General features: G+C 65.3%; 22 protein-coding genes and 1 pseudogene. 8 read left to right on the top strand and 15 right to left on the bottom strand.

Going from position 1 to position 23,702, the window contains the following annotated elements; genetic code table 11:
- Positions 1-32: 32 nt before the first annotated feature.
- A pseudogene (locus ACLQ3I_RS17340) lies at positions 33-672 on the bottom strand (TetR/AcrR family transcriptional regulator).
- Positions 673-810: 138 nt separating this feature from the next.
- On the opposite strand from ACLQ3I_RS17340, the gene ACLQ3I_RS17335 reads away from it, so the two are divergent.
- Positions 811-1,374, top strand: coding sequence for a nuclear transport factor 2 family protein (locus ACLQ3I_RS17335; protein WP_425789294.1), 564 nt, complete (start codon positions 811-813; stop codon positions 1,372-1,374).
- Positions 1,375-1,684: 310 nt separating this feature from the next.
- On the opposite strand, the gene ACLQ3I_RS17330 is transcribed toward ACLQ3I_RS17335, so the two are convergent.
- The 5 genes from ACLQ3I_RS17330 to ACLQ3I_RS17310 all read right to left on the bottom strand — a co-directional run bounded on the left by ACLQ3I_RS17330 (position 1,685) and on the right by ACLQ3I_RS17310 (position 7,559).
- Positions 1,685-2,524 (bottom strand): mycofactocin-coupled SDR family oxidoreductase, encoded by an 840-nt coding sequence (locus tag ACLQ3I_RS17330; protein WP_425803515.1) that lies wholly within the window; start codon positions 2,522-2,524, stop codon positions 1,685-1,687.
- Positions 2,525-2,562: 38 nt separating this feature from the next.
- Positions 2,563-3,633 (bottom strand): dihydrodipicolinate reductase, encoded by a 1,071-nt coding sequence (locus ACLQ3I_RS17325; protein WP_425789298.1) that lies wholly within the window; start codon positions 3,631-3,633, stop codon positions 2,563-2,565.
- Between the two features lie 26 nt (positions 3,634-3,659).
- Positions 3,660-5,114: an aldehyde dehydrogenase family protein gene (locus ACLQ3I_RS17320; protein ID WP_425789300.1), complete on the bottom strand. Its 1,455-nt coding sequence runs from the start codon at positions 5,112-5,114 to the stop codon at positions 3,660-3,662.
- A gap of 36 nt (positions 5,115-5,150) precedes the next feature.
- The gene (locus tag ACLQ3I_RS17315) at positions 5,151-6,692 is read right to left on the bottom strand and encodes an acyl-CoA synthetase (RefSeq protein ID WP_425803513.1); all 1,542 of its coding nucleotides are present in this window, start codon (positions 6,690-6,692) and stop codon (positions 5,151-5,153) included.
- Between the two features lie 249 nt (positions 6,693-6,941).
- On the bottom strand, positions 6,942-7,559 hold the full coding sequence (locus tag ACLQ3I_RS17310) for a TetR/AcrR family transcriptional regulator (RefSeq protein WP_425803511.1): 618 nt from the start codon (positions 7,557-7,559) through the stop codon (positions 6,942-6,944).
- Positions 7,560-7,649: 90 nt separating this feature from the next.
- Between ACLQ3I_RS17310 and ACLQ3I_RS17305 the strand changes: the two genes are divergently transcribed.
- From ACLQ3I_RS17305 to ACLQ3I_RS17285, 5 genes are read left to right on the top strand one after another with little or no spacing between them, the layout of a single operon-like run.
- On the top strand, positions 7,650-8,951 hold the full coding sequence (locus ACLQ3I_RS17305) for an acyl-CoA dehydrogenase family protein (protein WP_425789306.1): 1,302 nt from the start codon (positions 7,650-7,652) through the stop codon (positions 8,949-8,951).
- Positions 8,948-9,967 (top strand): phosphotransferase family protein, encoded by a 1,020-nt coding sequence (locus ACLQ3I_RS17300; protein ID WP_425789308.1) that lies wholly within the window; start codon positions 8,948-8,950, stop codon positions 9,965-9,967. The genes ACLQ3I_RS17305 and ACLQ3I_RS17300 overlap by 4 nt, the downstream gene beginning before the upstream one ends.
- The gene (locus tag ACLQ3I_RS17295) at positions 9,964-10,746 is read left to right on the top strand and encodes an enoyl-CoA hydratase/isomerase family protein (protein WP_425803509.1); all 783 of its coding nucleotides are present in this window, start codon (positions 9,964-9,966) and stop codon (positions 10,744-10,746) included. The genes ACLQ3I_RS17300 and ACLQ3I_RS17295 overlap by 4 nt, the downstream gene beginning before the upstream one ends.
- Positions 10,747-10,753: 7 nt before the next feature.
- Positions 10,754-11,755, top strand: a complete 1,002-nt coding sequence (locus tag ACLQ3I_RS17290; RefSeq protein ID WP_425803583.1) for an NADPH:quinone oxidoreductase family protein — start codon at positions 10,754-10,756, stop codon at positions 11,753-11,755.
- An 11-nt stretch (positions 11,756-11,766) separates the two neighbouring features.
- Positions 11,767-12,474: an SDR family oxidoreductase gene (locus ACLQ3I_RS17285; RefSeq protein WP_425789312.1), complete on the top strand. Its 708-nt coding sequence runs from the start codon at positions 11,767-11,769 to the stop codon at positions 12,472-12,474.
- A 38-nt stretch (positions 12,475-12,512) separates the two neighbouring features.
- Here the strand turns inward: ACLQ3I_RS17285 and ACLQ3I_RS17280 are convergent, their stop codons facing one another.
- The gene (locus tag ACLQ3I_RS17280) at positions 12,513-13,019 is read right to left on the bottom strand and encodes a hypothetical protein (RefSeq protein ID WP_425789314.1); all 507 of its coding nucleotides are present in this window, start codon (positions 13,017-13,019) and stop codon (positions 12,513-12,515) included.
- Positions 13,016-13,648, bottom strand: a complete 633-nt coding sequence (locus ACLQ3I_RS17275; RefSeq protein WP_425789316.1) for a TetR/AcrR family transcriptional regulator — start codon at positions 13,646-13,648, stop codon at positions 13,016-13,018. The genes ACLQ3I_RS17280 and ACLQ3I_RS17275 overlap by 4 nt, the downstream gene beginning before the upstream one ends.
- A gap of 292 nt (positions 13,649-13,940) precedes the next feature.
- Between ACLQ3I_RS17275 and ACLQ3I_RS17270 the strand changes: the two genes are divergently transcribed.
- A complete protein-coding gene (locus ACLQ3I_RS17270) occupies positions 13,941-14,855 on the top strand; it encodes an LLM class F420-dependent oxidoreductase (RefSeq protein WP_425789318.1) in 915 nt (304 codons plus the stop codon).
- Positions 14,856-14,859: 4 nt separating this feature from the next.
- On the top strand, positions 14,860-15,744 hold the full coding sequence (locus ACLQ3I_RS17265) for an SDR family NAD(P)-dependent oxidoreductase (RefSeq protein WP_425803506.1): 885 nt from the start codon (positions 14,860-14,862) through the stop codon (positions 15,742-15,744).
- A gap of 38 nt (positions 15,745-15,782) precedes the next feature.
- Here ACLQ3I_RS17265 and ACLQ3I_RS17260 read toward each other — a convergent pair whose 3' ends face one another.
- Genes ACLQ3I_RS17260 through ACLQ3I_RS17230 form a run of 7 tightly spaced genes read right to left on the bottom strand, consistent with a single transcriptional unit; the run spans position 15,783 to position 23,686 of the window.
- Complete coding sequence (locus ACLQ3I_RS17260; RefSeq protein ID WP_425803581.1) at positions 15,783-17,324, bottom strand: AMP-binding protein; 1,542 nt, start codon at positions 17,322-17,324, stop codon at positions 15,783-15,785.
- 25 nt (positions 17,325-17,349) lie between these two features.
- Positions 17,350-18,498 (bottom strand): acyl-CoA dehydrogenase family protein, encoded by a 1,149-nt coding sequence (locus ACLQ3I_RS17255; RefSeq protein WP_425789322.1) that lies wholly within the window; start codon positions 18,496-18,498, stop codon positions 17,350-17,352.
- 12 nt (positions 18,499-18,510) lie between these two features.
- Complete coding sequence (locus ACLQ3I_RS17250) at positions 18,511-19,656, bottom strand: thiolase family protein (RefSeq protein WP_425803504.1); 1,146 nt, start codon at positions 19,654-19,656, stop codon at positions 18,511-18,513.
- Positions 19,649-20,494, bottom strand: coding sequence for an enoyl-CoA hydratase/isomerase family protein (locus ACLQ3I_RS17245; protein WP_425803501.1), 846 nt, complete (start codon positions 20,492-20,494; stop codon positions 19,649-19,651). Before ACLQ3I_RS17245 ends, ACLQ3I_RS17250 begins: the two co-directional genes overlap by 8 nt.
- Positions 20,491-21,744 (bottom strand): CaiB/BaiF CoA transferase family protein, encoded by a 1,254-nt coding sequence (locus ACLQ3I_RS17240; RefSeq protein WP_425803498.1) that lies wholly within the window; start codon positions 21,742-21,744, stop codon positions 20,491-20,493. The genes ACLQ3I_RS17245 and ACLQ3I_RS17240 overlap by 4 nt, the downstream gene beginning before the upstream one ends.
- On the bottom strand, positions 21,744-22,508 hold the full coding sequence (locus ACLQ3I_RS17235) for an SDR family NAD(P)-dependent oxidoreductase (RefSeq protein ID WP_425789330.1): 765 nt from the start codon (positions 22,506-22,508) through the stop codon (positions 21,744-21,746). The genes ACLQ3I_RS17240 and ACLQ3I_RS17235 overlap by 1 nt, the downstream gene beginning before the upstream one ends.
- Entirely contained in the window at positions 22,508-23,686 is a 1,179-nt protein-coding gene (locus ACLQ3I_RS17230) for an acyl-CoA dehydrogenase family protein (protein WP_425803496.1), read from the bottom strand. The genes ACLQ3I_RS17235 and ACLQ3I_RS17230 overlap by 1 nt, the downstream gene beginning before the upstream one ends.
- Positions 23,687-23,702: the final 16 nt, after the last annotated feature.

The following is a 23,702-nucleotide window of genomic DNA, read 5'->3' as shown; positions in this document are numbered from 1 at the left end:
CGCGCTCAGGGCGGCGCTTTTTCCAGGACGCTTCAGGAGCGTCCACACGACCTCTTCGCGACACCCGCGGCCGCGGTGGGGAGATCGCCGTCCTCGACCATCTCGACGTATTGCTCGAATGCCGTAGTGACCTCGTCGTGGGCGGTGTCGACACCAACGCCCTTCTCGAGCGTGAGCAACTTGGGCAGACCGCTGAACAGCAGCTGCAAAGCCGGCAGCGACAGGTGGCCGTCAGGCCGGGCATCGCGTCCGTACTCAGCGATGAGCGCATCGAGCTGCATCTGCCGCACCCGCTCGGTCACACCCGCGATCTCGGCGCAGCCGGTTTTACGGTGATTGCCGAGTGCCATGAACTCGGCAATCAGCCGACTGGTTGCCTCAGCCCTACCGAATTCCCACAGCGCCCGGATCGGATCCTCTTTGCGCTCAGCGAGTGCCGACTCGAGTAACGCGAGGTTGCGCTCCGAGCAGCGCTGAATCGCGACCAGCAAGATGTCGTCGAGTGTCGGGACGTAGTACTGGACCAAACTCGGTGTGACTCCCGCGTCGGCGCCCAACGCGCGATAGCTCTCCCGCATAGCCGACGTCGAGCATCATCGTCTCGACACTGTCCAGCAGTGCGTTCCCGGTCTTGGAAGTCTCGGCACCGACGCGCCGCGTCGATGCTGCCATCGTTTCCGCTGTCGATCGACTTGGCCCATTCTCCACTTCTCGATGCTGTACATTTGTATAGTCATCGTCATGGTCGGATCCCCACATCGGTAGCCCCGGCCTGACGCTGCCACTGTCAACACGAACGGCTGGAGACCGATGACCGTCGACACAGACCTGGACACCTTGCGCCAGGACGTCCGCTATCTCATGGATCGCACAGCGATCCTCGATTGCATCGCTGGACATGCCCGCGGATGCGACCGTCACGACATCGACCTGATCACCGCCGCATATCACGCTGACGGCGTCGATGAACACGGTCACTCCGTCAACTCCGGGCCCGAGTACGGTGCGTGGGCCAACCGATCACATGCCCAGACCTCCCGGGTCCACACCCACAACATCACCACCCATACCTGCGAGATCGACGGTGACACCGCCCATGCCGAGAGCTACGTGATCGTGATCCTGATCAGCCCCGACACCAAGAGCGCCCAAGTCATCACCGGCCGCTACCTCGACCGCTTGGAACACCGAGATGGGATGTGGCGGCTCGCCGTTCGACGGTCGACGGTCGAGGGGATGTTCATCGCCGACTCCCGTGTGCTGAAGTCGGAATTCTTCACCGCGCAGGGTTATCACGTCGGCACGCGTGACCGCACCGATCTGTCCTACGAGCGCCCGCTCTCCATCGATACCCCACCTCCCGCTCGCTGGTAGACCAGCGCAACGAATCGCCGGCCGAAAGGAATGCATACATGGCCGGCGTGACCGAAGCGGAGGTTCGGTTCTATCCGGCAAGCCCAGAACCGATCTCGTGGTCGACGGACAAAGCCACTTCTGGACTATCGCAACGGAACCAGAGGGTTCGAGGAGGTATGTCTACACATCCCGACCATTGGAATGCCGGAACGACCCAGACGATGTGCCATGATCAGCTCATCGTGTGGGTCGCTCCGAGGATCCAGAACAGCACCGTCACAAGGGTTCCGTAAGCACAGTTGCCCGCGAGACCATTGCGGCAGTCGGGCTATTTCAGCAGGCTGCCACCATCGACCGGAAGTGCAACACCGGTGATGAAACGCGATTCGTCAGACGCCAGGAACAGCACGGCGTTGCTGATGTCCTCGGGCTCGACCCAACCGATCGGCAGCACATGCATCATCTGCGCAACGATCTTCATGTCCTCGGGTCCCGGGTTCTCCAGATCCGGCCGGAACAGTTTCATCGTGCCCTCGTTCATAAACATCGGGGTGTTGACGTTCGTGGGGAGGACGGAGTTGACCCGGATCGACTCGGCGCCCAGCTCGACAGCAAAGCTCTTCATCAGGCCGATCACGCCGTGCTTGGCCGCGATGTAGTGGCCGGTGTTCGGATACGCCTTGGCGCCACCCACCGAACTCGTCAGCACGACAGACCCGCCGTTTCCGGACGCGAGCAGGTGTGGCACAGACGCTTTCACGGTCTTCCAGACGCCGGCGAGGTTCACGTCGATCATGTCCTGCCAGTCCGACTCACTGGTCTTGTCCAGCGTCTCACCGCCGTTACCGATTCCGGCATTGGCCACAACCACGTCGAGTCGGCCCAGCTGTTCGACTCCGTTGTCGACCGCGGCCTTGAGCGCGTCGTAGTCCCGGACATCGACCTCGGTCGCGACGATACGACGATTCTGGCCTTTGACCAGCTCCACCGTCTCGGCGAGATCTGCCGAGGTGGCGGCGGCGATCGCGGAATCGGCGGTGACCGGCCCACAGACGTCGACCGCGATGATGTCCGCGCCTTCGGATGCCAACCGGACCGCATGACTGCGCCCCTGCCCTCGCGCTGCCCCACTGATGAAGGCAACCTTGCCCTCTAGGCGTCCACCCATGTCTCCCAACCTTTCGTCATCAATTACCTTCGGTCTGTTCAGGTTCCGTCGCGCCGGACGACTCCGCGCGGCAAGATCAGCGGGAGATCGTTGTAGGTGACGATCCCCGGCGGTGCGGCGACGACGGCGGGGATCGCGTTCAACGGTGGGGTGGCCGTCATGATGTGCCCGAGCACCATGAACTCCTCCATCGTGGTCGCCTCGAAATCCGGCGGTGGCAAGAATCCGACCGTCATCGTCACCGTCGGCCGACCGGCCACCTCGATGACCCAGCCGTCCTGCTCGATCTTCCAATCAGGTTGCAGCGTCTGACCTTTTCGCCACCGCACGTTGATCTCCACCACCGTCTGGTCACCGACGATCCCCTTCCAGCCGGCATGGACCCCGGCGACGCAACCGGCCGGAATGGTCCAGGAACCGAGGTCCAGATCCTCGGTGGTCTGCGCATACTCGGCGTCGCAGCGCACATCGTCGAGCTCGATCCCGAGCGCATCGGCGACCATGCGCACGGCCTCGCCGAAGACCCCGGTGCCCTGCGCGGTCATCGTCTGCAATGCCGGATCATCGATAGGCCGGCCGAAACCGACCGGTTTCTCGGTCTCCGGGGAGTCGTAGAACGTGGTGTCGGCGGCCTCGTTGACGGTGATCCGGTCGACGCGATCACAGATCCCGGCGGCGACGATCGACAACTGATTGACGTAACCCGGACTGATCCCCGAGCCGAACATGCTCGTTCCGCCGCGCCGGCACGCCTCGGCGATCCGCTCGCGCCCCTCACCCTGATTGTGTCCGGTGATGAACGACGCGGTGGCCACCACGTTGATCCCGGACTCGAGGATCCGGACCAGCTCGTCGACGTTGATCCACATCGGGTTGTAGACCACGACATCGGGTTTGAGCCCCAAGAGTTCCGTGACATCGTCGGTCGCCGTTACACCCACGGGCCCGACGCCGGCGAGTTCGCCGACATCTCTCCCGACCTTGTCTTTCGACCAGGCGTAACAGCCGACGAGCTCGTAGTCGGGATTCGACGCGATGGCCGCGACCGAGCTGCGGCCCACATTGCCGGTGGTCCACTGCACCACGCGGTGAACGGGTCTGTCGGACATGCGATCTGCTCCTCGTGTCTGCCGGGTCAGATCTTGGTGTAGACCGTCTTGGTCTGCAGGTAGGCCTCGATGCCCTCACGCCCGAACTCGTGTCCCCATCCGGACTGCTTGTAGCCGCCGAACGGCATCGCATGGTCGTAGACCATCTGGCAGTTGAGAGTGACCGTGCCGGCCTCGAGTCGCTTGGCGAGACCGTGTGCGCGACTCACGTCGTTCGTCCACGCGGTGGCCGCGAGTCCGTAGCTCGAGTTGTTGGCCATGGCGATCACCTCGTCGTCGTCGTCGAACGGCAGGACCGCGACCACCGGGCCGAAGATCTCGCGCTGGAACAGGCGCATCTCGGGATCGACGTCGGTCACCACGGTCGGGTGCACGAAGTACCCGCGCCGGTCCAGACGATGTCCGCCGGTCACCACCTCGACGCCGTCTTTTTTACCTTCGTCGATGAAGCCCATCACGCGGTTGAGTTGCTTCTCACTGATCAACGGCCCGATGTGGACGTTCTCCTCCTTGGGACCGCCGAGCTGCAGACCGTTCGCCACACCGGCAATACCCTCGACGACCTGCTCATAGACCCCGCGCTGCACAAAGATCCGTGACCCGCAGATACAACCCTGACCGGAATGGATGAAGATTCCCATCGACGCCATCAGGATCGCCTGGTCGAGGTCGGCATCGTCGTAGATCAACACCGGGGACTTGCCGCCGAGTTCGAGCGTGACCCGCTTGAGGTTTCCGGCCGCGGCGGCCACGATCTGCTTACCGACCTCGGTGGAACCGGTGAACGCGATCTTGTCGACATCCGGGTGTTCGGTGAGGGCCTTGCCGGCCGTGTGCCCGTACCCCTGGACGAGATTCACGACTCCCTCCGGGACGCCCGCCTCGTCGAGGAGCTTGTGCAACAGCATCGCCGACAGCGGGGTCTCCTCGGCGGGCTTGACCACGCAGCTGCAGCCCGCCGCCAGAGCGGGTGCGAGTTTGGTCGCCCAGTTGAAGACGGGTCCGTTCCACGGGAAGATCAGTCCGACAACGCCATATGGCTCCCGCAGGGTGTAACCGTGCGCGTTGGAGAACAATTGCGCGACCCCGCCCGTCATCTGGATGTCGTGGGCGATGCCGTTGATCTTGGTACACCAGCCGGCGTAATACCGGAACATCTCCGCGGCGGTACCCATGATCGCCTGCGCCTGGTCGACCGGCATCCCGGTGTTGAACGAGTCGAGCTCGGCCAGGTCTGCCGCGCGGTCGTCGATCAGATCCGCGACGCGCCACAGGATCTTGGCGCGCTCGCTGGGGGCCTTGCCCACCCAGACACCGGATGTGAAGGCCTCCCGGGCCCTCGCGACGGCCTCGTCGACGGCTTTGGCCCCGCCGTCGGTGAACTCCGCGATCTGCTCCTCGGTCACCGGATCGATGACCGGGATGACGTCACCGTATCCGGCGCGCTTGCCGAGCTCGTCCACTATTGTCTGTACAACCATCCTCGATACCTCACTTGACTCGGGTGACCTCGCGGACTACACCACGAGGGAATCGTGATCGGACCAATACTTTTCGCGCAGTCTGCGTTTGTAGAGCTTCCCGTTGGGATCCCGGGGTAGCGATTCGACGAAATCCATTGCCCGCGGGCATTTGTAGCCCGCGATGCGGGATCGGACGTGTTCCAGGAGTTCGGCGGCGAGTCCGTCGCCCGTGGTCGCGCCGTCGACCGGTTGCACGACCGCCAGCACGGACTCACCCATCTCGTCATCGGGTACCCCGATGACCGCGACATCGGCCACCGACGGATGCGTGGCGAGCACGTCCTCCGCCTCCTGCGGGTAGATGTTCACCCCGCCGGAGATGATCATGTGCGCGGCCCGATCGGTCAGGTAGAGATACCCGTCCTCGTCGAGCTGTCCGATGTCGCCGAGCGTTCGCCAGCCCTTGTCGTTGGTGGCCGCCGCCGTCTTGCCGGGATCGTTGTGGTACTCGAACGGACGCCCGCCCTCGAAGTAGACCTCACCGATCTCGCCGGGGGGCAGTTCCGTCCCGTCGGGGCCGACGATGTGACACGTCTCCATCGGGCGCCCCACCGATCCCCGATGGGACAGCCACTCCTGCGCAGTGATGAAGGTGGTCCCCACATCTTCGGTGCCCGAGTAGTACTCGCTGATGATCGGACCCCACCACTCGATCATCTGTTCCTTCACCCCGATGGGGCACGGTGCGGCCGAGTGGATCACGTTTCGCAGACTCGACAGGTCGTGGCGTTCCCGCTCTTCGGCGGGCAGCCGGAGGAATCGTGTGAACATGGTCGGCACGAACTGCCCGGTGGTGACGCGATACCTGTCGATGAGATCCAGGCCCTGCGCTGCATCGAAGCGCTCCATGACGACCACCGTCGCGCCCAGCCGCTGCCACGACATCGAGAAGATCAGGGGCGCACCGTGGTAGAGCGGAGCCGGACAGAGATACACGGCGTCGTCGGTATCCCCGGTCATCGCCAGACCTGCCGCGATCTGCACGGTCGGCGCGGCCGGATCTCCCAGAGGGGTCAGCGGCAACGGCTTGCGGACGCCCTTCGGCAGCCCGGTGGTTCCCGACGAATAGAGCATCTCGCGTCCCTCGCACTCACCGTCGAGAGGGGTGGGTGGCGAATCGCGCAGGAGTTGCTCATAGGACTCGAAGCCGTCGACCTCGCCTTTCGCGGAGATCCGTACCGAGATCCGACTCAGATCGAGATCATCGACCACATCGGCCAGCCGCTCGCTCGTCACCAGGGCCACCGCCCCGCTGTCATCCAGGATGTACTGGACCTCCGCGGCGGTCAGATGCCTGTTGATGGCGGTGAAGTACAGGCCGCTGCGTTGTGCCGCCCACGTCACCTCGAGGTAGGAACGGTTGTTCTCCAGGAGGATCGCGACAACGGCACCCGTCTCGATCCCCCGCTGCCGCAGAGCCCCGGCGAGCTGCCTCGATCGCACCTCGAGGTCTCGGAACGTCACCGTCTCGCCGTCGGCTCCCATCACGATCGCCGGCTTGGTGGGGGTCCGCAGTGCGTGCCAGGCGAGTGTCATCGGCGCAGCATTCACGATCGGGCACCCCCTCCGGAGAAGAACAGAATTCTGTCATAGAAAGAATGGCATTCCGCGAAGCGATCGACAAGAGTTTCGAGAAAGAATCCTGAGCGATCGCTCAGCACAGAGCTGAAGGCCGGAATGTTCACCAACTCAGCTCACGGGGGCAGACCGGGTGAACGCGGGTCGATGACCGCCCGCGTCACCGCGGCCAACTCGTGTCACCGGAGGCGACCAGCGTTCAGGGAGTCACTCGACGAGCCGAAGACAGGCCGAGACGATCCGCGAGATGTCATGCCCGGTCGGCGAATCCTTGCGCCACAAGTAGTCCGACAGCGCCCCGACAGTGGTGTTCGAGATCAGTCGCGCATCGAAAACGGGATCCCCACTGCCGAGTTCGCGCAGTGGCTCGTGCAGCAGTTCGGCGAGACGTGCGTTGACGGACGGGGGTGACGACATGACCTCCTGGTTCACGCTCCCGACGTTCCACAACACCGCACGAGTCGTCTGCGCCGAGTCGGTCTGCGCCTGAGACAGCACACCTTCCACCCAGCGAACGACCTGTCCACGAGCAGTCCCCTCTTTGCCCATCTGATGGGCCAGATAGCTGCAGAGCCGATCGGTGCCGTCCTCGAGGATCGCGGCGATCAGGTCGTCCTTCGAACGGAAGTGGCGATAGAAGGCGTCATTCGACAGTCCGGCCGCGGCCACGATGTCTGCAACGCGAGGCACAGACACGTAACCCGACTCGGCCATCACGTTTCGGCCGGCATCGATGAGCCGACGGATCTCGTCGGCATAGCCCGACTCGCGCTTCGCGACGGACCGTGCGGCGATCCGCCGGGCCACCCCCGATCCGTCCGACATGCGCGTTCCCCGATCCTTCGGCTGTTCTGGCAATTCAGAATTGCATTCTGTGTTGCGAGAACTATATTCTCATTGCAGAGAGGGGACAACATGGCATGGGATTTCGAGACCGATCCGGAGTATCAGGAACAACTGGACTGGGCGGACGAGTTCGTCCGGACCGAGGTGGAGCCACTCGACCTCGTCTGGCCGCACGAGCAGTTCGTCCCGCTGGACGGCGCTCGCCGAAAGGCGATCGACCCACTGAAAGAACAAGTGCGCCAACGGGGCCTCTGGGCCACGCACCTGGGCCCGGAACTCGGCGGCCAGGGACACGGGCAGCTCAAGCTGGCACTTCTCAACGAGATCCTCGGGCGGTCGTCGTGGGCGCCGGTGGTGTTCGGCTGTCAGGCTCCCGACACCGGCAACGCCGAGATCATCGCGCACTTCGGTACCTCCGCACAGAAGGAGCGTTATCTCCGCCCCCTGTTGGAAGGCGAGATCTTCTCGTCTTACTCGATGACCGAACCGCAGGCCGGCGCGGACCCGAGCAGGTTCGAGACCCGCGCGACCCGCGATGGCGACGGCTGGGTCATCAACGGCTGGAAGTACTTCTCGTCCAACGCGGCCACGTCGTCGTTCCTGATCGTGATGGCGGTGACCGATCCCGATGTGAGTGTGTACAAGGGCATGTCGATGTTCCTCGTCCCGTCGGACACACCCGGCATCGAGATCGTGCGCAATGTCGGCTTGTACGGCGAACCGATGAACGGCGGCTCCCACGCCCTGATCCACTACGACAACGTTCGCGTTCCCGACGATGATCTGCTCGGCGGGGCCGGGCAGGCGTTCGCGATCGCGCAGACGCGCCTCGGTGGTGGACGTATCCATCACGCGATGCGCACCATCGGACTGGCGCAGAAGGCGCTGGACATGATGTGTGAGCGGGCACTGAGCCGCGTCACCGCCGGCAGCACGTTGTCGGACAAGCAATTCGTCCAGGGCTACATCGCCGATTCGTATGCGCAGCTCAAACAGTTCCGGCTGTTCGTGCTCTACACCGCCTGGGAGATCGACAAGTACCAGGATTACAAGAGGGTGCGAAAGGACATCGCCGCGGTGAAGGTGGTGATGCCCACCGTGCTGCACGACATCGCCTGGCGGGCCATGCAGGTACACGGCGCGCTCGGGGTCACCAACGAGATGCCGTTCTTCATGATGATCCACGGTGCAGGCGTCATGGGTCTGGCGGACGGTCCCACCGAGGTGCACAAGACCACTGTTGCGCGGCAGGTGCTCCGGGATCACTCACCGACCGACGACGTCTGGCCGACCGAGTGGATCCCCAAGAAGCAAGCGGCCGCACGCGAGAAGTATGCCGAGTTCCTCGAACACGAAGTGGGTAACCGATGATCGACACCGAACGACTGGCCGACTGGATGGACGGCACCGGGCTACCAGGCAAGGGTGAACCCATCGAGGCCCGATTCCTCTCGGGCGGGACGCAGAACGAGATCTACGAGATCCGCCGCGGCGAGGAGCGCTGCGTGATCCGCATCCCACCGGCGGCCGCCCCGAAGGACCGGGACAAGGGGATCCTGCGTGAATGGCGCATCATCGAGGCGCTCGATGGCACCGACGTCCCGCACACCACGGCGATCGCGGCCTGCGAGGATGCCTCGGTCCTCGGCAGAGCGTTCTATCTCATGGGATTCGTGGACGGTTGGTCACCCATGGAGCACAAGCGGTGGACCGAACCCTTCACCTCCGATCTCACCATGCGACCGCAGCTCGGCTATCAGCTCGCCGAGGGCATCGCCCTTCTCTCCAAGGTGGATTGGCGTGCGCGCGGTCTCGAGGGACTGGGCAGGCCCGACGGATTCCATGAGCGCCAGGTGAGCCGCTGGACGGGATTCTTCGAGCGCATCAAGGGCCGCGAACTCGATGGGATGGATGTCGCCACCCGATGGCTCGAGGACAACCGACCGATCGACTTCATCCCCGGGCTGATGCACGGCGACTATCAGTTCGCGAATGTCATGTTCCGCGACGGCACACCCGCGCGCCTCGCCGCCATCGTCGACTGGGAGATGGGGACCGTCGGCGATCCCAAGCTCGATCTCGCCTGGATGGTCCAGGGCTGGCCGGCGGACACCTCCTCCGAGAAGGCCTCCGAGTCCAGCTATGTCGACCTCCGCGGTATGCCTTCACGAGCTCAGATGGTGCAGCACTACGCGGAGGTCTCGGGCCGTCAGGTCGACGATCTCGATTACTATCTCGTGCTGGCCAAATGGAAGCTGGCGATCGTTCTCGAACAGGGCTTCCAACGTGCCGGGGACGACCACAAGCTCCAGGCGTTCGGGGCGATCGTGCCCGAGTTGATGCGGTCGGCGGCCGACCTCGCCGAATCCACGGACTACCGGTCATGACGACCGCCACCGAGGAGCTCCTGCACGAGCGACACGGCCAGGTCGTCGTGTTGACCCTCAACCGCCCCGACGCGCGAAACGCCCTCACCGGGAGCTTGATCCGCTCGATCGGTGATGCCTTGCTCACAGCGGAGAGCGATACGGACACCCGGGCGATCGTGCTGACCGCCAGTGGCGACCGCGCGTTCTGCGCCGGCATGGACCTGCGCGCCTTCGCCGAGGGTGGCGACGTGGGCAGCGGATCGGATCCCGCCACGGAGGCGTACTACCGACTCACCCGGGGAGAGACACCGATTCCGATCATCGCTGCGGTGAACGGTGCCGCCATCGGCGGCGGTCTCGAACTACTCCTCGGCTGCGATCTCATCATCGCCTGCCGTGAGGCACGATTCGGACTGCCCGAGGCCAGACGCGGCCTGTTTCCCGGCGGCGGCGGGACCAACATCGGCACCCGAATCCCAATCGGCGCCGCGTTGGAGATGACCATGACCGGGGAGTTCGTCAGTGCCCAGCGAGGTTACGACCTCGGGCTGGTGAACGCGGTGGTCGATGCCACCGACCTCATCGCCACCGCCCTCGACTACGCGCGGCGCGTGGGTGCGTGCGCGCCGTTGAGCCTCGCCGCCTGCAAGGAGTTGGTCCGGCTGGCGGTGACCGACCCGACCACGGTCACCGAAAGACTGTCGCATTGGCAGTCGGTGGTTTTCACCAGCAAGGACGCGATCGAAGGGGCCACCGCGTTCATGGAGAAGCGGGACCCGCAGTGGAAGGGCCGTTGAGGTGACGATCCGCGCGGCCGTGTGCGCGAGTCATGGCCTGCCGGAAAGCGTGACTGTCCAGCAGGTCCCGGTTCCCGCATTGTCGGCAGGTCAGGTGCGGGTCCAGGTCGATTTCGCCGCTGTGAACTTCCCTGACGTGCTGGTCGTGGCGAACGAGTATCAGGTGAAGGTCCCGACCCCGTTCATACCGGGCAGTGAGTTCGCCGGCATCGTCTCCGAAGTCGGCGGCAAGGATGTCGGGTTCGCGATCGGCGACCGGGTGATGGGGACAGGTCTGTTCGGCGCGTTCGCTGCCGAGGTGGTGACCGAGACGCGCTCGCTCAGCCACGTCCCGGATGGCATCGACACACGTCTGGCGGCCGCGGCCGGCGTCGCGTACCGCACCGCATACCACTCGCTTCGGTCGGTCGCGCGGGTCGAGCCGGGCGATTCGATCGTCGTGCTGGGCGGCGGCGGTGGCGTCGGCCTCGCCGCTGTCGGCCTGGGAACAGCTCTTGGGGCCGAGGTCATCGCAGTCGCGTCATCGCAGGAAAAGCTCGACGCGGCAAAACAATACGGAGCGACGGGGTTGATCAATCATCGAGAGGCCGACCTGCGCACATCCCTGAAGGCTCTACTCCCCCGGGGAGCGGCCGCGGTGATCGATCCGGTCGGCGGGTCCCTGTCGGAACCGGCGCTGCGTTCGTTGTGCCGCGGCGGTCGCTTCGTGACCATCGGGTTCGCATCTGGCGCGATACCCCGCATTCCCCTCAATCTGGTCCTGGTCAAGGGAATTCAGATTCTCGGGTTCCAGTTCGGGGACATCGCGGCCGACGAGTTCACCCGGAACGAGGCAGAGCTGCGCGAGCTTCTCGGCTCGGGTCAGGTTGTCCCGCACGTGGGTGCGGAGTTCCCCCTCGACGAGGCCGCACAGGCCCTACGCACGGTCGCCGACGGCCGGGCGATCGGGAAGGTCCTCATCCGCGTCCGCGGCCCGGAGGGTCTCGACCCTGGCACACCACACGAATGAGGAGATCTCCGTTGCCTGACACTGCAATCATCACCGGTGCGGCCGGAGGCATCGGCGCCGCCACCGCACGCCGACTGTCCGCGGCAGGACACCGATGCGTCCTCGTCGACCAGAACCCGCGCGTCGAAGAGGTGGCGGCCGCGGTCGGCGGTCAGGCGGTGCTGGGTGATCTCACCGAACCCGAGACCTCGGAACGTGCCGTCGAGGTGGCCGGGGACCATCTGGATCTGCTGGTCCTCAACGCCGGCATGAACTCCGTCGACAAAGACCCGGCATCTCTCGATCGCGACCGATATCGCGCAGTGGTCGGTGTCAACCAGCATGCGGTCGTGTGGGGATTGCGCGCCGCATTACCCGTCATGCGGCGACGAGGGCGTGGGTCGATCGCCGTCACGGCATCACTCGCGGCGCTCCACGGGGTGGAGCAGGACCCGATCTACACGATGACCAAACATGCGGTCATCGGACTCGTGCGCGCACTGTCGGGAAAGTTGGCACGTGAGGGAATCAGTCTCGCCGCGGTGTGCCCGGGGCTCGTGGACACTCCCCTCACCTCGCCTGCCCGCGACCGGTTCCAGGCCGCCGGCATACCCATGCTGACCGCAGACGAGGTCGCGGCCGCCATCGAGGAGCTACTCCTGAGGCCAAGTCCGGGAACCGAACTCGTCGTTCTGCCGGGGAGGTCACCGATGCCGTACGTCGCCGCACCGATTCCCTGAGCGGTGCGGCGACGTCCCCCGACCATGACCGAGAGGTGTCAGCTCGCCGGAACCAGGCCGAGCGGCGGGGTCATCGCGTGGTCGGCCACCATCCGGAAGGACTCGACCGGAGTCAGCAAGTCCGGGTCGACGTGGGCCGCCGCGAAGGCCTGGCGTTTGAATGCCTGTGCCGCACAACTGAGCCGGTGCGAGGTGGTCAGGCAACGCTCGTCCAGCTCCATCGGCAACCCCTCGCCCCACAGTCGAATGTCGGCGAGTCCCCGATCGATCACCGATGTGGCCCCGGCCCGGATCCGCTCGTCGGCGGCGAAGACCCTCGCCGAGATCGCCAGGGCCTGTGGCCACGGGCCGGCGCCGGGCTGATCGAAAGCCTGCCGGCCCACGAGGGAATCCCTGAGATCGAAGAGCGGTGCGCCGAGGATCGCCAACGGTCGGGTGTCCCCTTCCTCGATCACGTGGACCGAGACATCCCAGCCGGCCATCGACTGATCGAACAGCCAGCCACCCGCGTGTTCGATCGCCTCCAACGGATCGGTGGCGATCACTGCGAGCCGGTAGCGCAAGGGACGACGCCTCGCGACAGTTCGCGCTCGAGAGATCTCGTGTACTCCCGGAATACGGGCACCAGTGGAATTGTCGGATCGAGCAACCATGATGTTTCCATTCCATTGATAAAGGCGATGACTTCCACGGCCTTTGCGGCCACGTCCAGGTCCGAACGGAAGCGCCCCTCACGCTGACCACGCCGAATTCCCTCGGCCACGGTCTCGACCGCCGCGTGATAACGGAACAACAGCCGGTCATGGAGCGGCGCGTCCGGTTCGAGGTTCTCCGCCTGTAACACGGTGAACATCCGGACCTGCTCCGGTGACCGTTCGAATCGAAGTGCGACGTTCTCGAGTTGCTCGAGGATGTCGCCCGTGCGATCCGCGTGCTCGTCGTCGTCGGCGTCACGAAGCTCCAACACCGCGTGGAGCAGCTGCGCCTTCGACTCGAAATGATGGAGGAGACCCGCAGGCGTCACGCCCGCCTCCGCCGCGATCTGGGCCAGCGTCGTATTGCGCCATCCGTTTCGGCCCAGCAACTGCTGTGCCACTTCCAGGATGCGTCGCTTGCGCTCCTCACCTTTGGCGAGGAGTGCGTCATACGGACGTGTACCAGACGCCTGACTCACAATGTCGTTCCTGACTGACCAGTGAACAAGTTCGGGGGGCTGCCCGAATCCAACCTAGTGAACACATAGTAGGTAGGTTTCGGTGATGTGACAAGCGTCTCTTCTGAGATTAATCAATGCTGCGGTCACACCAGACGATCGGGCAACGTGGGCCGCCCGATCGGGAATCGCGAGAATGAAGCTCTCCCGTCGCGATAGTATCGTTCTCGGCAGACTTGCGCGCGAGGATCTGCGGCATCCGTCGAACACGTCCGGCAAACCGTGCACGTCAGAGCTCTAACACGAGGAGATCATGCGCTTCATTTATCACTACCCAGAGACCAGTGGCCCCGACGGCGATCTGTTCGCCGCCGGTGGGATCAAGGAGGTGGCCGTCCGCGCCGAGCACGCGGGATTCGACGCATTCTCGCTCAGCGAGCATCCTGCTCCCGGCGCCAGGTGGCTGGCCACCGGCGGTCATCAGACCCTCGATCCGTTCGTCACGCTGGGCTATGTGGCCGCCGCAACGCAACGATTGAAACTCCTCACCTATCTCGCCGTGGCGCCGTACCGGAACCCGCTGCTGCTGGCGAAATCCGCGGCGACTCTCGACACCCTCTCCGGCGGGCGGCTGATCCTCGGACTCGGAGCCGGGTATCAGAAGAGCGAGTTCCATGCCCTCGGCGTCGACATCGCGGAGCGCAACGCATTGCTCGACGAGGCCCTGGACGTCCTCCCACGGCATTGGAGTGGAGAGCCGTTCAGCTTCCAGGGCAAGCATTTCAGCGCCCGCGACGTGATGTGCCGCCCCCGCCCGGTGCAGACACCGATCCCGATCTGGATCGGCGGGAACTCGCGGCTCAGTCGTCGCCGGGTCGCCCGGGCGGGCCAGGGTTGGATGCCGATGACCGGTGGCGCGCAGTTGAGTTCGACTGCCCGGACCCCGATGCTCGATCCGGGATCGGAACTCGGCGACATCATCGCCGAACTACGTGGCGCCGCCGACACGGCCGGCCGGACCGAGCCGATCGACGTCCTCTACTCCTACCAGGCAGCGGGGATCGCCGATCCTGCCGCCGACGCCGACCGACACCGGGAAGCATTCGCGCAGCTCGAGAAGGTCGGTGTCACCTGGATCCTGGTGTCGAGTGGGACCACCGACTTCTCCGCAACCGCCGATTTCCTCGACGCGTTCGGCGCCACGTACCTGGCCGCCGGAGGGCGGTGATCTCGTGAGCTGGTTCGACGATCGGAGCCGACTCGACGACGCGGTGGCCGTGATCACCGGCGGCGCAGGCGGACTCGGCGAGGGTATCGCCCGGGACCTCGCCGCTAACGGCGTTCGCCCGGCCGTGATCGACATCGACGAGACAGCGGCGGATGTGTTACGCCGAGCTTTCACCGAGCAGGGACATGACGCGATCGTGCATTGCGGGGACGCTCGCGACCCGGGCGCACTCGAGGCATTGTTCGGTACGGTGGCCGAGCGTTGGGGCCGGGTCGACATCCTGGTGAACATTGTGGGTGGCACCTTTCGTGCCGATTTCGTCGACAGCACTCCCAAGGGCTGGGATGCTCTGCTGCGCACCAATTTTCACCATGTTCTACATGCGTGCTCACTGGCAGTGCCGCGTATGCAGGCGGCCGGGCGAGGCGGCAGCATCATCAACATCACCACCATCGAGGCACATCGTGCCGCACCCGGATTCGCTGTCTACGCGGCGGCGAAAGCCGCCGTCGAGCAGTTCTCCCGGACGCTGGCGATCGAGGTCGCACCCGATCGGATACGGGTCAACAACGTCGCACCCGACTTCGTCCCGACCCCTAATCTCGCGAAGTTCGGGCACGGCGAGACCCCACCGATGGCCACGGCGGCCGGCGCTCGCATCGCGATCCCGATGGGGCGCGTGGGCGAGGTGTCGGACGTCTCGAACGCCGTGGTGTTCCTCGCCTCGGGACTGTCGAGCTACATCACCGGCACCACCCTGCACCCCGACGGTGGCACTCTCGCCTCATCGGGATGGTTCAACTGGCCCGAGAACGGCTGGGCCAACTATGCGCCGGCGTCTGTACTGGACCGGCTGAACACCGTAGCCACGGATCAGTCCGAAGTGTAGGCGCAGTGCGGCGAGCACCGATTCGATCAGCGAATCGGTTATCCGCGGCCCGCCCGGGCAACCAACTCACGGACTCGATGCTTTTGCACTTTGCCCGACGGAGTGCGCGGAAAGTCCTCGACCTCGTGGATCTCCTCCGGCCACTTCTGGCGTGCCACGCCGGATTCTTCGAAATGCGCTCGTAACTCTTCCATGGTGAGCATCGGATGACCACTGCGCAGCCGCACCACCGCCGCAACACGCTCTCCGAGACGCGCATCCGGAGCAGACACCGCCACCGCGTCCGCGACGGCGGGCAAGGTCAGCAGAACCTCTTCCACCGCGGCGGCACTCACATTCTCTCCACCACGAATTATCATGTCGGACTTGCGATCGACGATGGTCAGGTAGCCGTCGGCATCGATCGCGCCGATATCTCCGGTGTGGTACCAGCCGTCGTCGTCGAAAGCACCGGCGGTCAGGGTTTCGTCGGTATAGCCGAGGCACAGGTCCGGACCGCGACTCAAGACCTCGCCGTCGTCCCCCAATCGGATCTCGACCCCGATTCGTGGCGTTCCGTCTGTACACAGTCGCTTGTCTTGCGGCGCAGAACCACTCGTACCGGTCACAGACGGATGCTCGGTGCTGCCGTACGCCCGCGTCACGGTGATACCGAGGTCGGTGAGACGCCTGGTCACGGCAGCGGGAATCGTGGATCCCCCGAGCCCGATGTGGCTGACATACCTCAGGTGGTCGCTGCGAAAATCCGGGTGATCGAGCAGACTGGTGACGAAGTACGTCGGTCCGCCCCCGAAGCCGATGCCGTCGGAGTCCATCAGGCCGAGCACCAGTTTCGGATCCCATTCGTCGCACAGGTCGACCGGGGTGCCTTCGAGGATCGGTATCAAGAACGCTGTCAGCATGCCCATGAAGTGTCCGACCGGAAGCGCGTTGAGCTGGCGACCGCGGTCCGGCTGGTAGTTGGCGATCTGCTGGCGAGTCTCGAATCCGAGAGTCTGATGCGTGTGAACCACACCTTTCGGGTCGCTGGTCGTCCCTGAGGTGTAGGCGATCAGTGCCGCATGACCGGGGTCCACGTCGAGGACACCACCCAACGGTTCGTCCTCGAGTAGTCCCTCGAAACTGCTGCCGACGACGCCGACGATGGGCACGTCGGCACTCACCGCCGGATCGTAGGTCATACGTCCGTGCTGCTCGGCGGTGACAAAGACCTTCGGCCGCGCATCTGAGAGGATGAACGCCACCTCTTTCGGTCCGTAGAAGTGCACGATGGGGACCACGACGGCGCCCAGAATCGATGAGGCCCAGAAGGTTGCGGCCGCTTCCATCCAGTTCGGCAACTGAAAGGCGATCACGTCGCCGGGCCCCACACCGCGCGCCCGGAGGCCCGCGGCCAAGCGGCGAGCCACCAGCTCCACATCGGCGAGAGTTCCGGTGTAGGGCCGCACCTTCGAGTGGACGTGAAACCCGAGGTCGGCATGCTCGTGCAATCCGCGGCCGAGCATCGTCCCCAGCGACTCATCGCTCCACCACCCCATCGTCAAGTAGTGGCTCCTCAGGTCGTCGGACATCGATCGCATCGGGACCGTGGTACTCACCGGCGGATCACAACCCGAGCGATTTCGCGATGATGGTCCGCATGACCTCACTCGTCCCCGCATAGATCCGGGCCACGCGTGCGTCGGTGTAGAGGCGAGCGATCGGGTACTCCATCATGTATCCGTAGCCGCCGAACAGCTGGAGGCACCGATCCACGGCCCGGGCCTGCATCTCGGTGCAGAACAGCTTCACCCGCGCAGCGTCGGCACCCGACAGCTCCCCTTCCACCAGAGCCACGACGGCCTGATCGAGCATCGCCTGCGCCGCCTCCACCTCCGTCGAGATCGACGCCAGCTCGAACTTGGTGTTCTGGAATCCGGAGACCGGTTTGCCGAACGCCTTGCGCTCCGAGACATAGTCGATGGTCGCAGTGAGCGCCGCCCGCGCCTGTGCGACCGAACCCGCCGCCACGGTCATCCGCTCCTGGGACAGATTGTGCCCCAGATATCCGAAGGCCGCGCCCTCCTCACCGAGGATGTTGGTCACCGGAACCCGCACATCGGTGAACGACAACTCCACTGTGTCCTGGACCTTGCAGCCCATCTTGTCGAGCACCCGCCCGCGCTCGAAGCCTTCCATCCCGTCCTCGACGACGAGCAGACTCAGTCCGGCACGGCGGTTCTCGGGATCGGTGGAGGTCCGCGCGACCACGATGACCAGATCGGCGAGCAGCCCACCCGTGATGAAGGTCTTGGCGCCGTTGAGGACGAAGTGATCGCCATCGCGGACTGCACTGGTGCTCACGCCTGCGAGATCCGATCCGGTCCCCGGCTCTGTCATCGCGACGGCGGTGAGCAGTTGTCCGGTCGCCAGGCCGGGGAACCAGCGATCACGCTGCTCGGCATTCGCATAGCGCAGGAAGTACGGCAGGATCACGTCGAGTTGGGTGCGCACCGTCGACAGGGTGACCAGCGCCCGGGAGGCCTCTTCCTGGAGGATCACGTTGTAACGGAAGTCCTCCTGACCGGCCCCGCCGTACTCCTCCGGGATGGCCATGCCCAGCACACCGAGTTCGCCGAGCCGGGCGAAGACGTCGCGGGGCATCTGCCCGGCCTTCTCCCACTTCGGGTACTCCCCGACGACCTCTTTCGTCACGAATTCCCGGACGAGAGCACGGAACGCCTCGTGATCCTCGTGGTAGATCCCACGTCGCATGTCGGAGTCCCCTCAGGCCGTCAGCTCGACCAGGGTGGCGTTGGCGGTTCCTCCGCCTTCACACATGGTCTGCAATCCGTATCGAATGCCGTTGTCGCGCATATGGTGCAGCATTCGGGTCATCAGTATCGCTCCGGAGCCTCCGAGCGGGTGTCCGAGAGCGATCGCGCCGCCGAGCGGATTGAGCCGATCCGTCGGCGCACCGGTCTCGGCGAGCCAGGCCAACGGCACCGGCGCGAAGGCCTCGTTGACCTCGAAGGTCCCCACGTCGGACAGCGACACACCGGCTTTCGCGAGTACCTTGTCGGTCGCCGGGATGGGTCCGGTCAGCATCAGCACCGGGTCCGCGCCCGCCACCGCGCCGCCCCGGTAGTGCGCGATCGGTGTGAGGCCGAGTTCGCGCGCACGCTCGGGGGTGGTGATGAGCAGGGCAGCGGCGCCGTCGGAGATCTGGGACGAGTTACCCGCGTGGATCACACCGTCGTCGCGAAACGCCGGCCGGAGACCGGCGAGTTTCTCGACGGTGGAACCGCGCCGAACCCCTTCGTCGACCGAGACCGTCCCGGTACCCGTCTCGACCGGGACGATCTGCTCAACGAACGCACCTCGATCGATGGCTGCGGCGGCCAATTCATGTGACCGGACCGCGAACTCGTCCAGGACAGCGCGGGACAAACCCCACTTCTCGGCAATGAGCTCGGCCGAGATCCCCTGGTTGAAGGAGAAGTCGTCATAACGGGCCAAGACCTTGGGACCGTATGGCATCCCGGTGGAGCGCGCAGAACCCAGTGGCACCCGGCTCATCACCTCCACACCGCCCGCGACGACGACGTCCTGCTGGCCCGACATCACGGCCTGGGCGGCGAAGTCCAGGGCCTGCTGACTGGAACCGCACGCGCGGTTGATGGTCGTACCCGGGATCGACTCGGGCCATCCGGCCGCCAGCACCGCGTACCGACCGATGTTGCTGGACTGATCGCCGACCTGCGAGACACAGCCCCAGACGACGTCGTCGACGACCGACGGATCGATCCCCGTGCGGCGGGACAACTCCTGCAGCACCACCGCGGAGAGGTCTGCGGCATGCATCTCCGACAATCCGCCGTTGCGCTTGCCGACCGCTGTGCGAACAGCTTCGACGATGACGACTTCACGCATTTCCACTCTCTCCGATCTTGTTGCGCGGCACGCTCCCTGGCGGAGGTACTGCCCAACCTCCGGTGAACGCTGGCTCCTTCTTCTGGGCGAACGCGGCGTACGCCGTGGCCGCGTCCGTGGTCCCGAAATTGATCACCTGCGCGCGCGACTCACGGGCCAGTGCTTCGTGCAGCGATCCATCCGCCCCCTCGTTCAGCAGGGATTTGATCTGCGCGAGCGCCACGGGCGGACCTGCGGCCAGTTGCTGCGCGATCTTCTCCACAAAGGCGTCCATCTCGTCGGCGGCCACCACCCAGGTCACCAAGCCCAACGTGTGGGCCTGCGCGGCGTTGATCATCTCCGCCAACAACGCAAGTCGCTTCGCCTGCTGCAGCCCGACGAGCCGCGGGAGGTGCCACGACCCGCCGAGATCCATGGACAGGCCGCGGCGCGCGAAGATCTGCGAGAAGCGTGCATCGGGGGTGGCGGCCACCAGGTCACAGCCGAGGGCCAGATTCCACCCGGCACCGACCGCGACCCCGTCCACCTTGGCGATCGTCGGGATCGGCAGGTCGTGGACTGCCATCGCGACATCGGCCAGGATGCGCATCTTGTCCACGGGATGGCGCGGATCGGGCTTCGAGATGTCGGCGCCCGAACAGAACGAGCCACCGGCACCGGTCAGGATCAGGGCCCGGGGGCCGTGCGAGCGCGCGGTGTCCTCCAGCACGTCGCGGAGCACGCACCACGCCGTCCAGTCGAGGGCGTTCTTCCGACCGGGCCGATTCAGCGTCACGGTTCGGACGCCCGTGGCGTCGTCGGTGACCACCACCCCCGAATCCGCGGTGTCGACCGTCATCGGTCGAACGCCGGACCGACCGCCCCCTGGGCGCGCAGCTCGGCGATGTCGTCGGCGCCGAGTCCGAGTCCGGCCAGCACACTGTCGGTGTGCTCACCGAGCCCGGGGATCGGACCCATCACGGGATCGAAGCCTGCGATCACCGGCGGTGGCAGTATCGCCGGGATCGGCCCGTTCGGTGTGTCGACCTCACGCCACCGGTCGCGCTCGGCGAGATGCGGGTGGGCGATCACATCGCTCGGCAGATTGAAACGCGCGTTTCCGATGCCCGCCGCGTCCGCGGCCTTCTGGATGTCGAGGAGATCGTGGTTCGAGCACCAGTCACCGATGGCCGCATCGAGTTGGTCGCGATGTTCGACCCGACCCGCGTTCCTGGTGAACCGGGGATCGGCCGCGAGGTCACCGCGTTGGAGTATCTCGGTCGAGAGGCGCTTCCACTCACGGTCGTTCGTGGTACCCAACACCACCTTCTGGCCATCGGCGGTGGCATAGGCGCCGTACGGGGCGACGGCCGGCGACCCCATACCGCGTGGTTCCTGATCGATCCCGGTGTGCCGGGTGTAATTGAGCGCGTAGCCCATCAGTTCGGCCATCGTGTCGAACAGACTGACCGCCACGGCACCCCCGCGTTGCCGCCGTTCACCGTCGCGTCCCTGTCCGACCATCAGCGACAGGATGGAGATCGCCGAATAGAGCCCGGAGCACACGTCGGCCATCGGCGGCCCCGGCTTGGCGGGCGCGTCCGGGTATCCGGTGATCGCGCACGCACCCGACTCCGCTTGGGCGAGAAGGTCATAGGCACGCTTGTGCGACAACGGTCCGCCCGGGCCGTACCCATCGATCTCGACCACGATGAGGTCGGGATGACGGTCCGCGAGATCGTCCGGCCCGATGCCCATCTTCGCCGTGGAACCGGGCGCCAGGTTGGACACCAGGACGTCGGCGCCGTCGAGCAACCGGTGCAGCACGGCCATTCCCGCAGTCGACTTGAGGTCGATGGTGATGGACTCCTTGCCGCGGTTCACCCAGACGAAGTGGGCGGCCATGCCGTTCGCGACGTCGTCGTAGTGGCGCGCGAAATCCCCACCGTTGGGGTTCTCGACCTTGATCACCCGGGCGCCCAGGTCGGCCAGCGTCCGCGTGCACATCGGCGCGGACACCGCCTGCTCGAGCGCGACGACGGTGATACCGGCCAGCGGCCCGTCCGACGGCGTTCCCGCGGTGTCGATTCGCTCGACCGGTGTCGACATCACATCACCATGCCGCCGTCGACCGGCAGCACCTGTCCTGTGATGAACGACGCCGCATCGGAGGCCAGGAAGACAAAAGCGCCGGCCACTTCGGAAGGTTCGGCCCAGCGCCGCAACGGAATCCGGTTGAGCATGGTCGGGGCGAAGCGCTCATCGGTGCGGATGGTCTCCGTCATCGGCGTCGCCGCCAGCGGGGCCAGCGCATTGACCAGGATCTGTTTGCGGGCCAGCTCACGCGCCAGCGACTTGGTGAGACCGATGATCCCGGCCTTCGCCGCCGAGTAGTTCACCTGCCCGAGTGTGCCGGTGATCCCCGCCGACGAGGTCACGTTGATGATGCGACCGGTGCCGTCGGTCGCCAAGTGGGGCAACGCCGCCTGCGAACAGTTGAAGGCACCCATCAGGTGGATATCGAGCATCCGCCGAATGCTGTCCTGGGTGGTGTCGGCGAACATGGCCGGGGCCGTCACCCCGGCATTGTTGACCACGATGTGGACGTGCCCATCCCCCAAGGCCGCCGCGCGACTCATGACGGCGTCGGCGGCGTCGCGGTCGCTGACGTCGAGCGCCATGCTGTCGGCCTTGCCACCAGAGAGCGAGATCTTCTCGGCGACCTCGGCCGCCGCCGATTCGTTCACATCGGTGACCATGACCGCCGCTCCCGCGGTGGCCAGCGCCGCGGCCACCGCCGAACCGATGCCACCGGCGGCGCCGGTGACGACGGCCGCGCGGCCGGTCAGGTCGAACATCGTGTTGTGGCCCATCAGTAACTCCTCGGCATGCCCAATGTGTGTGATCCCAGATAGTTGAGGATCATTTCCTGGCTGATCGGCGCGATCCGCATGACACGCGCCTCGCGGAAGTAGCGTGCGACGTTGTACTCCTCCGAGTACCCCATGCCGCCATGGGTCTGCAGTGCACGGTCGGCGGCCGTGAAACCTGCATCCGCGCAGAGATATTTGGCCGTGTTGGCCTCTCGACCACAGGGTTTCCCGTTGTCGTAGAGCCACGTGGCCTTGCGCAACACCAGTTCCGCCGCATCCAGGTGCGCGAGGGAGTCGGCCAGCGGGAACTGGATGCCCTGGTTCATCCCGATCGGACGGTCGAACACCTCGCGCTGCTTTGCATAGGACACCGCGCGGTCGAGTGCGACCCGGCCGATCCCGAGCGCCTCCGCCGCGATGAGCATGCGCTCCGGATTGAGACCGTCGAGGAGGTACTTGAAGCCCTTGCCCTCTTCACCCACCCGGTCCTCCTCCGGCACGTACAGGTCGTCGATGAACACCTCGTTGGAGGTGACCGCGTTGCGGCCCATCTTCTTGATCGGCCTGATGTCGACGTGCGCGCGATCGAGATCGGTGAGGAACAGCGTCATCCCATCGGTCTTCTTCTCGACCTCGTCATAGGGCGTCGTCCGGGTGAGCAGGAGGATCTTCTCGGCCTCCATCGCCTTCGAGATCCACACCTTGCGACCGTTGATCACGTAGCCGTCGCCCTTGCGGCGCGCGGACGTGGTGATGCGCGAGGTGTCGAGGCCCGCACCGGGTTCGGTCACGCCGAAACACACGTGCAGGTCACCGTTCACCACGCGGGGCAACGTCCGCTGTTTGAGTTCGTCGGACCCGTGCTTGACCACTGGTTGCATACCGAAGATCGAGAGGTGGATGGCGGTCGCCGCGTTCATCGCACCACCCGAACGCGAGACCTGCTCGAGGAGAATCGAGGCCTCGGTGATCCCCAGTCCGTGCCCGCCGTACTCCTCCGGGATGGTCATGCCGAGCCAGCCGCCGTCGGCGATGGCCTGATAGAACTCGGTCGGGAACTCGTGTGCGAGATCCTTTTCCATCCAATAGTGGTCGTCGAAGCGACCGGCCAACTCGGCGACCGACTTCCGGATCACCTCTTGATCCTCGGTCAGATCGAAACTCATCCCTGCAGACATGAACCGAACCTTCCTG

It is taken from the genome of Gordonia sp. DT101 (assembly GCF_049844895.1).
In the GTDB taxonomy this organism is placed as follows: domain Bacteria; phylum Actinomycetota; class Actinomycetes; order Mycobacteriales; family Mycobacteriaceae; genus Gordonia.
This window is presented reverse-complemented; position numbering and strand designations above follow the sequence as displayed.

What these genes read in the sequence shown, in the direction of transcription:
- ACLQ3I_RS17335 (WP_425789294.1), top strand. Translation starts at nt 811, where the DNA reads ATGACCGTCGACACAGACCTGGACACCTTGCGCCAGGACGTCCGCTAT.
- ACLQ3I_RS17330 (WP_425803515.1), bottom strand. Translation starts at nt 2,524, where the DNA reads ATGGGTGGACGCCTAGAGGGCAAGGTTGCCTTCATCAGTGGGGCAGCG.
- ACLQ3I_RS17325 (WP_425789298.1), bottom strand. Translation starts at nt 3,633, where the DNA reads ATGTCCGACAGACCCGTTCACCGCGTGGTGCAGTGGACCACCGGCAAT.
- ACLQ3I_RS17320 (WP_425789300.1), bottom strand. Translation starts at nt 5,114, where the DNA reads ATGGTTGTACAGACAATAGTGGACGAGCTCGGCAAGCGCGCCGGATAC.
- ACLQ3I_RS17315 (WP_425803513.1), bottom strand. Translation starts at nt 6,692, where the DNA reads ATGACACTCGCCTGGCACGCACTGCGGACCCCCACCAAGCCGGCGATC.
- ACLQ3I_RS17310 (WP_425803511.1), bottom strand. Translation starts at nt 7,559, where the DNA reads ATGTCGGACGGATCGGGGGTGGCCCGGCGGATCGCCGCACGGTCCGTC.
- ACLQ3I_RS17305 (WP_425789306.1), top strand. Translation starts at nt 7,650, where the DNA reads ATGGCATGGGATTTCGAGACCGATCCGGAGTATCAGGAACAACTGGAC.
- ACLQ3I_RS17300 (WP_425789308.1), top strand. Translation starts at nt 8,948, where the DNA reads ATGATCGACACCGAACGACTGGCCGACTGGATGGACGGCACCGGGCTA.
- ACLQ3I_RS17295 (WP_425803509.1), top strand. Translation starts at nt 9,964, where the DNA reads ATGACGACCGCCACCGAGGAGCTCCTGCACGAGCGACACGGCCAGGTC.
- ACLQ3I_RS17270 (WP_425789318.1), top strand. Translation starts at nt 13,941, where the DNA reads ATGCGCTTCATTTATCACTACCCAGAGACCAGTGGCCCCGACGGCGAT.
- ACLQ3I_RS17260 (WP_425803581.1), bottom strand. Translation starts at nt 17,324, where the DNA reads ATGCGATCGATGTCCGACGACCTGAGGAGCCACTACTTGACGATGGGG.
- ACLQ3I_RS17255 (WP_425789322.1), bottom strand. Translation starts at nt 18,498, where the DNA reads ATGCGACGTGGGATCTACCACGAGGATCACGAGGCGTTCCGTGCTCTC.
- ACLQ3I_RS17250 (WP_425803504.1), bottom strand. Translation starts at nt 19,656, where the DNA reads ATGCGTGAAGTCGTCATCGTCGAAGCTGTTCGCACAGCGGTCGGCAAG.
- ACLQ3I_RS17245 (WP_425803501.1), bottom strand. Translation starts at nt 20,494, where the DNA reads ATGACGGTCGACACCGCGGATTCGGGGGTGGTGGTCACCGACGACGCC.
- ACLQ3I_RS17240 (WP_425803498.1), bottom strand. Translation starts at nt 21,744, where the DNA reads ATGTCGACACCGGTCGAGCGAATCGACACCGCGGGAACGCCGTCGGAC.
- ACLQ3I_RS17235 (WP_425789330.1), bottom strand. Translation starts at nt 22,508, where the DNA reads ATGGGCCACAACACGATGTTCGACCTGACCGGCCGCGCGGCCGTCGTC.
- ACLQ3I_RS17230 (WP_425803496.1), bottom strand. Translation starts at nt 23,686, where the DNA reads ATGTCTGCAGGGATGAGTTTCGATCTGACCGAGGATCAAGAGGTGATC.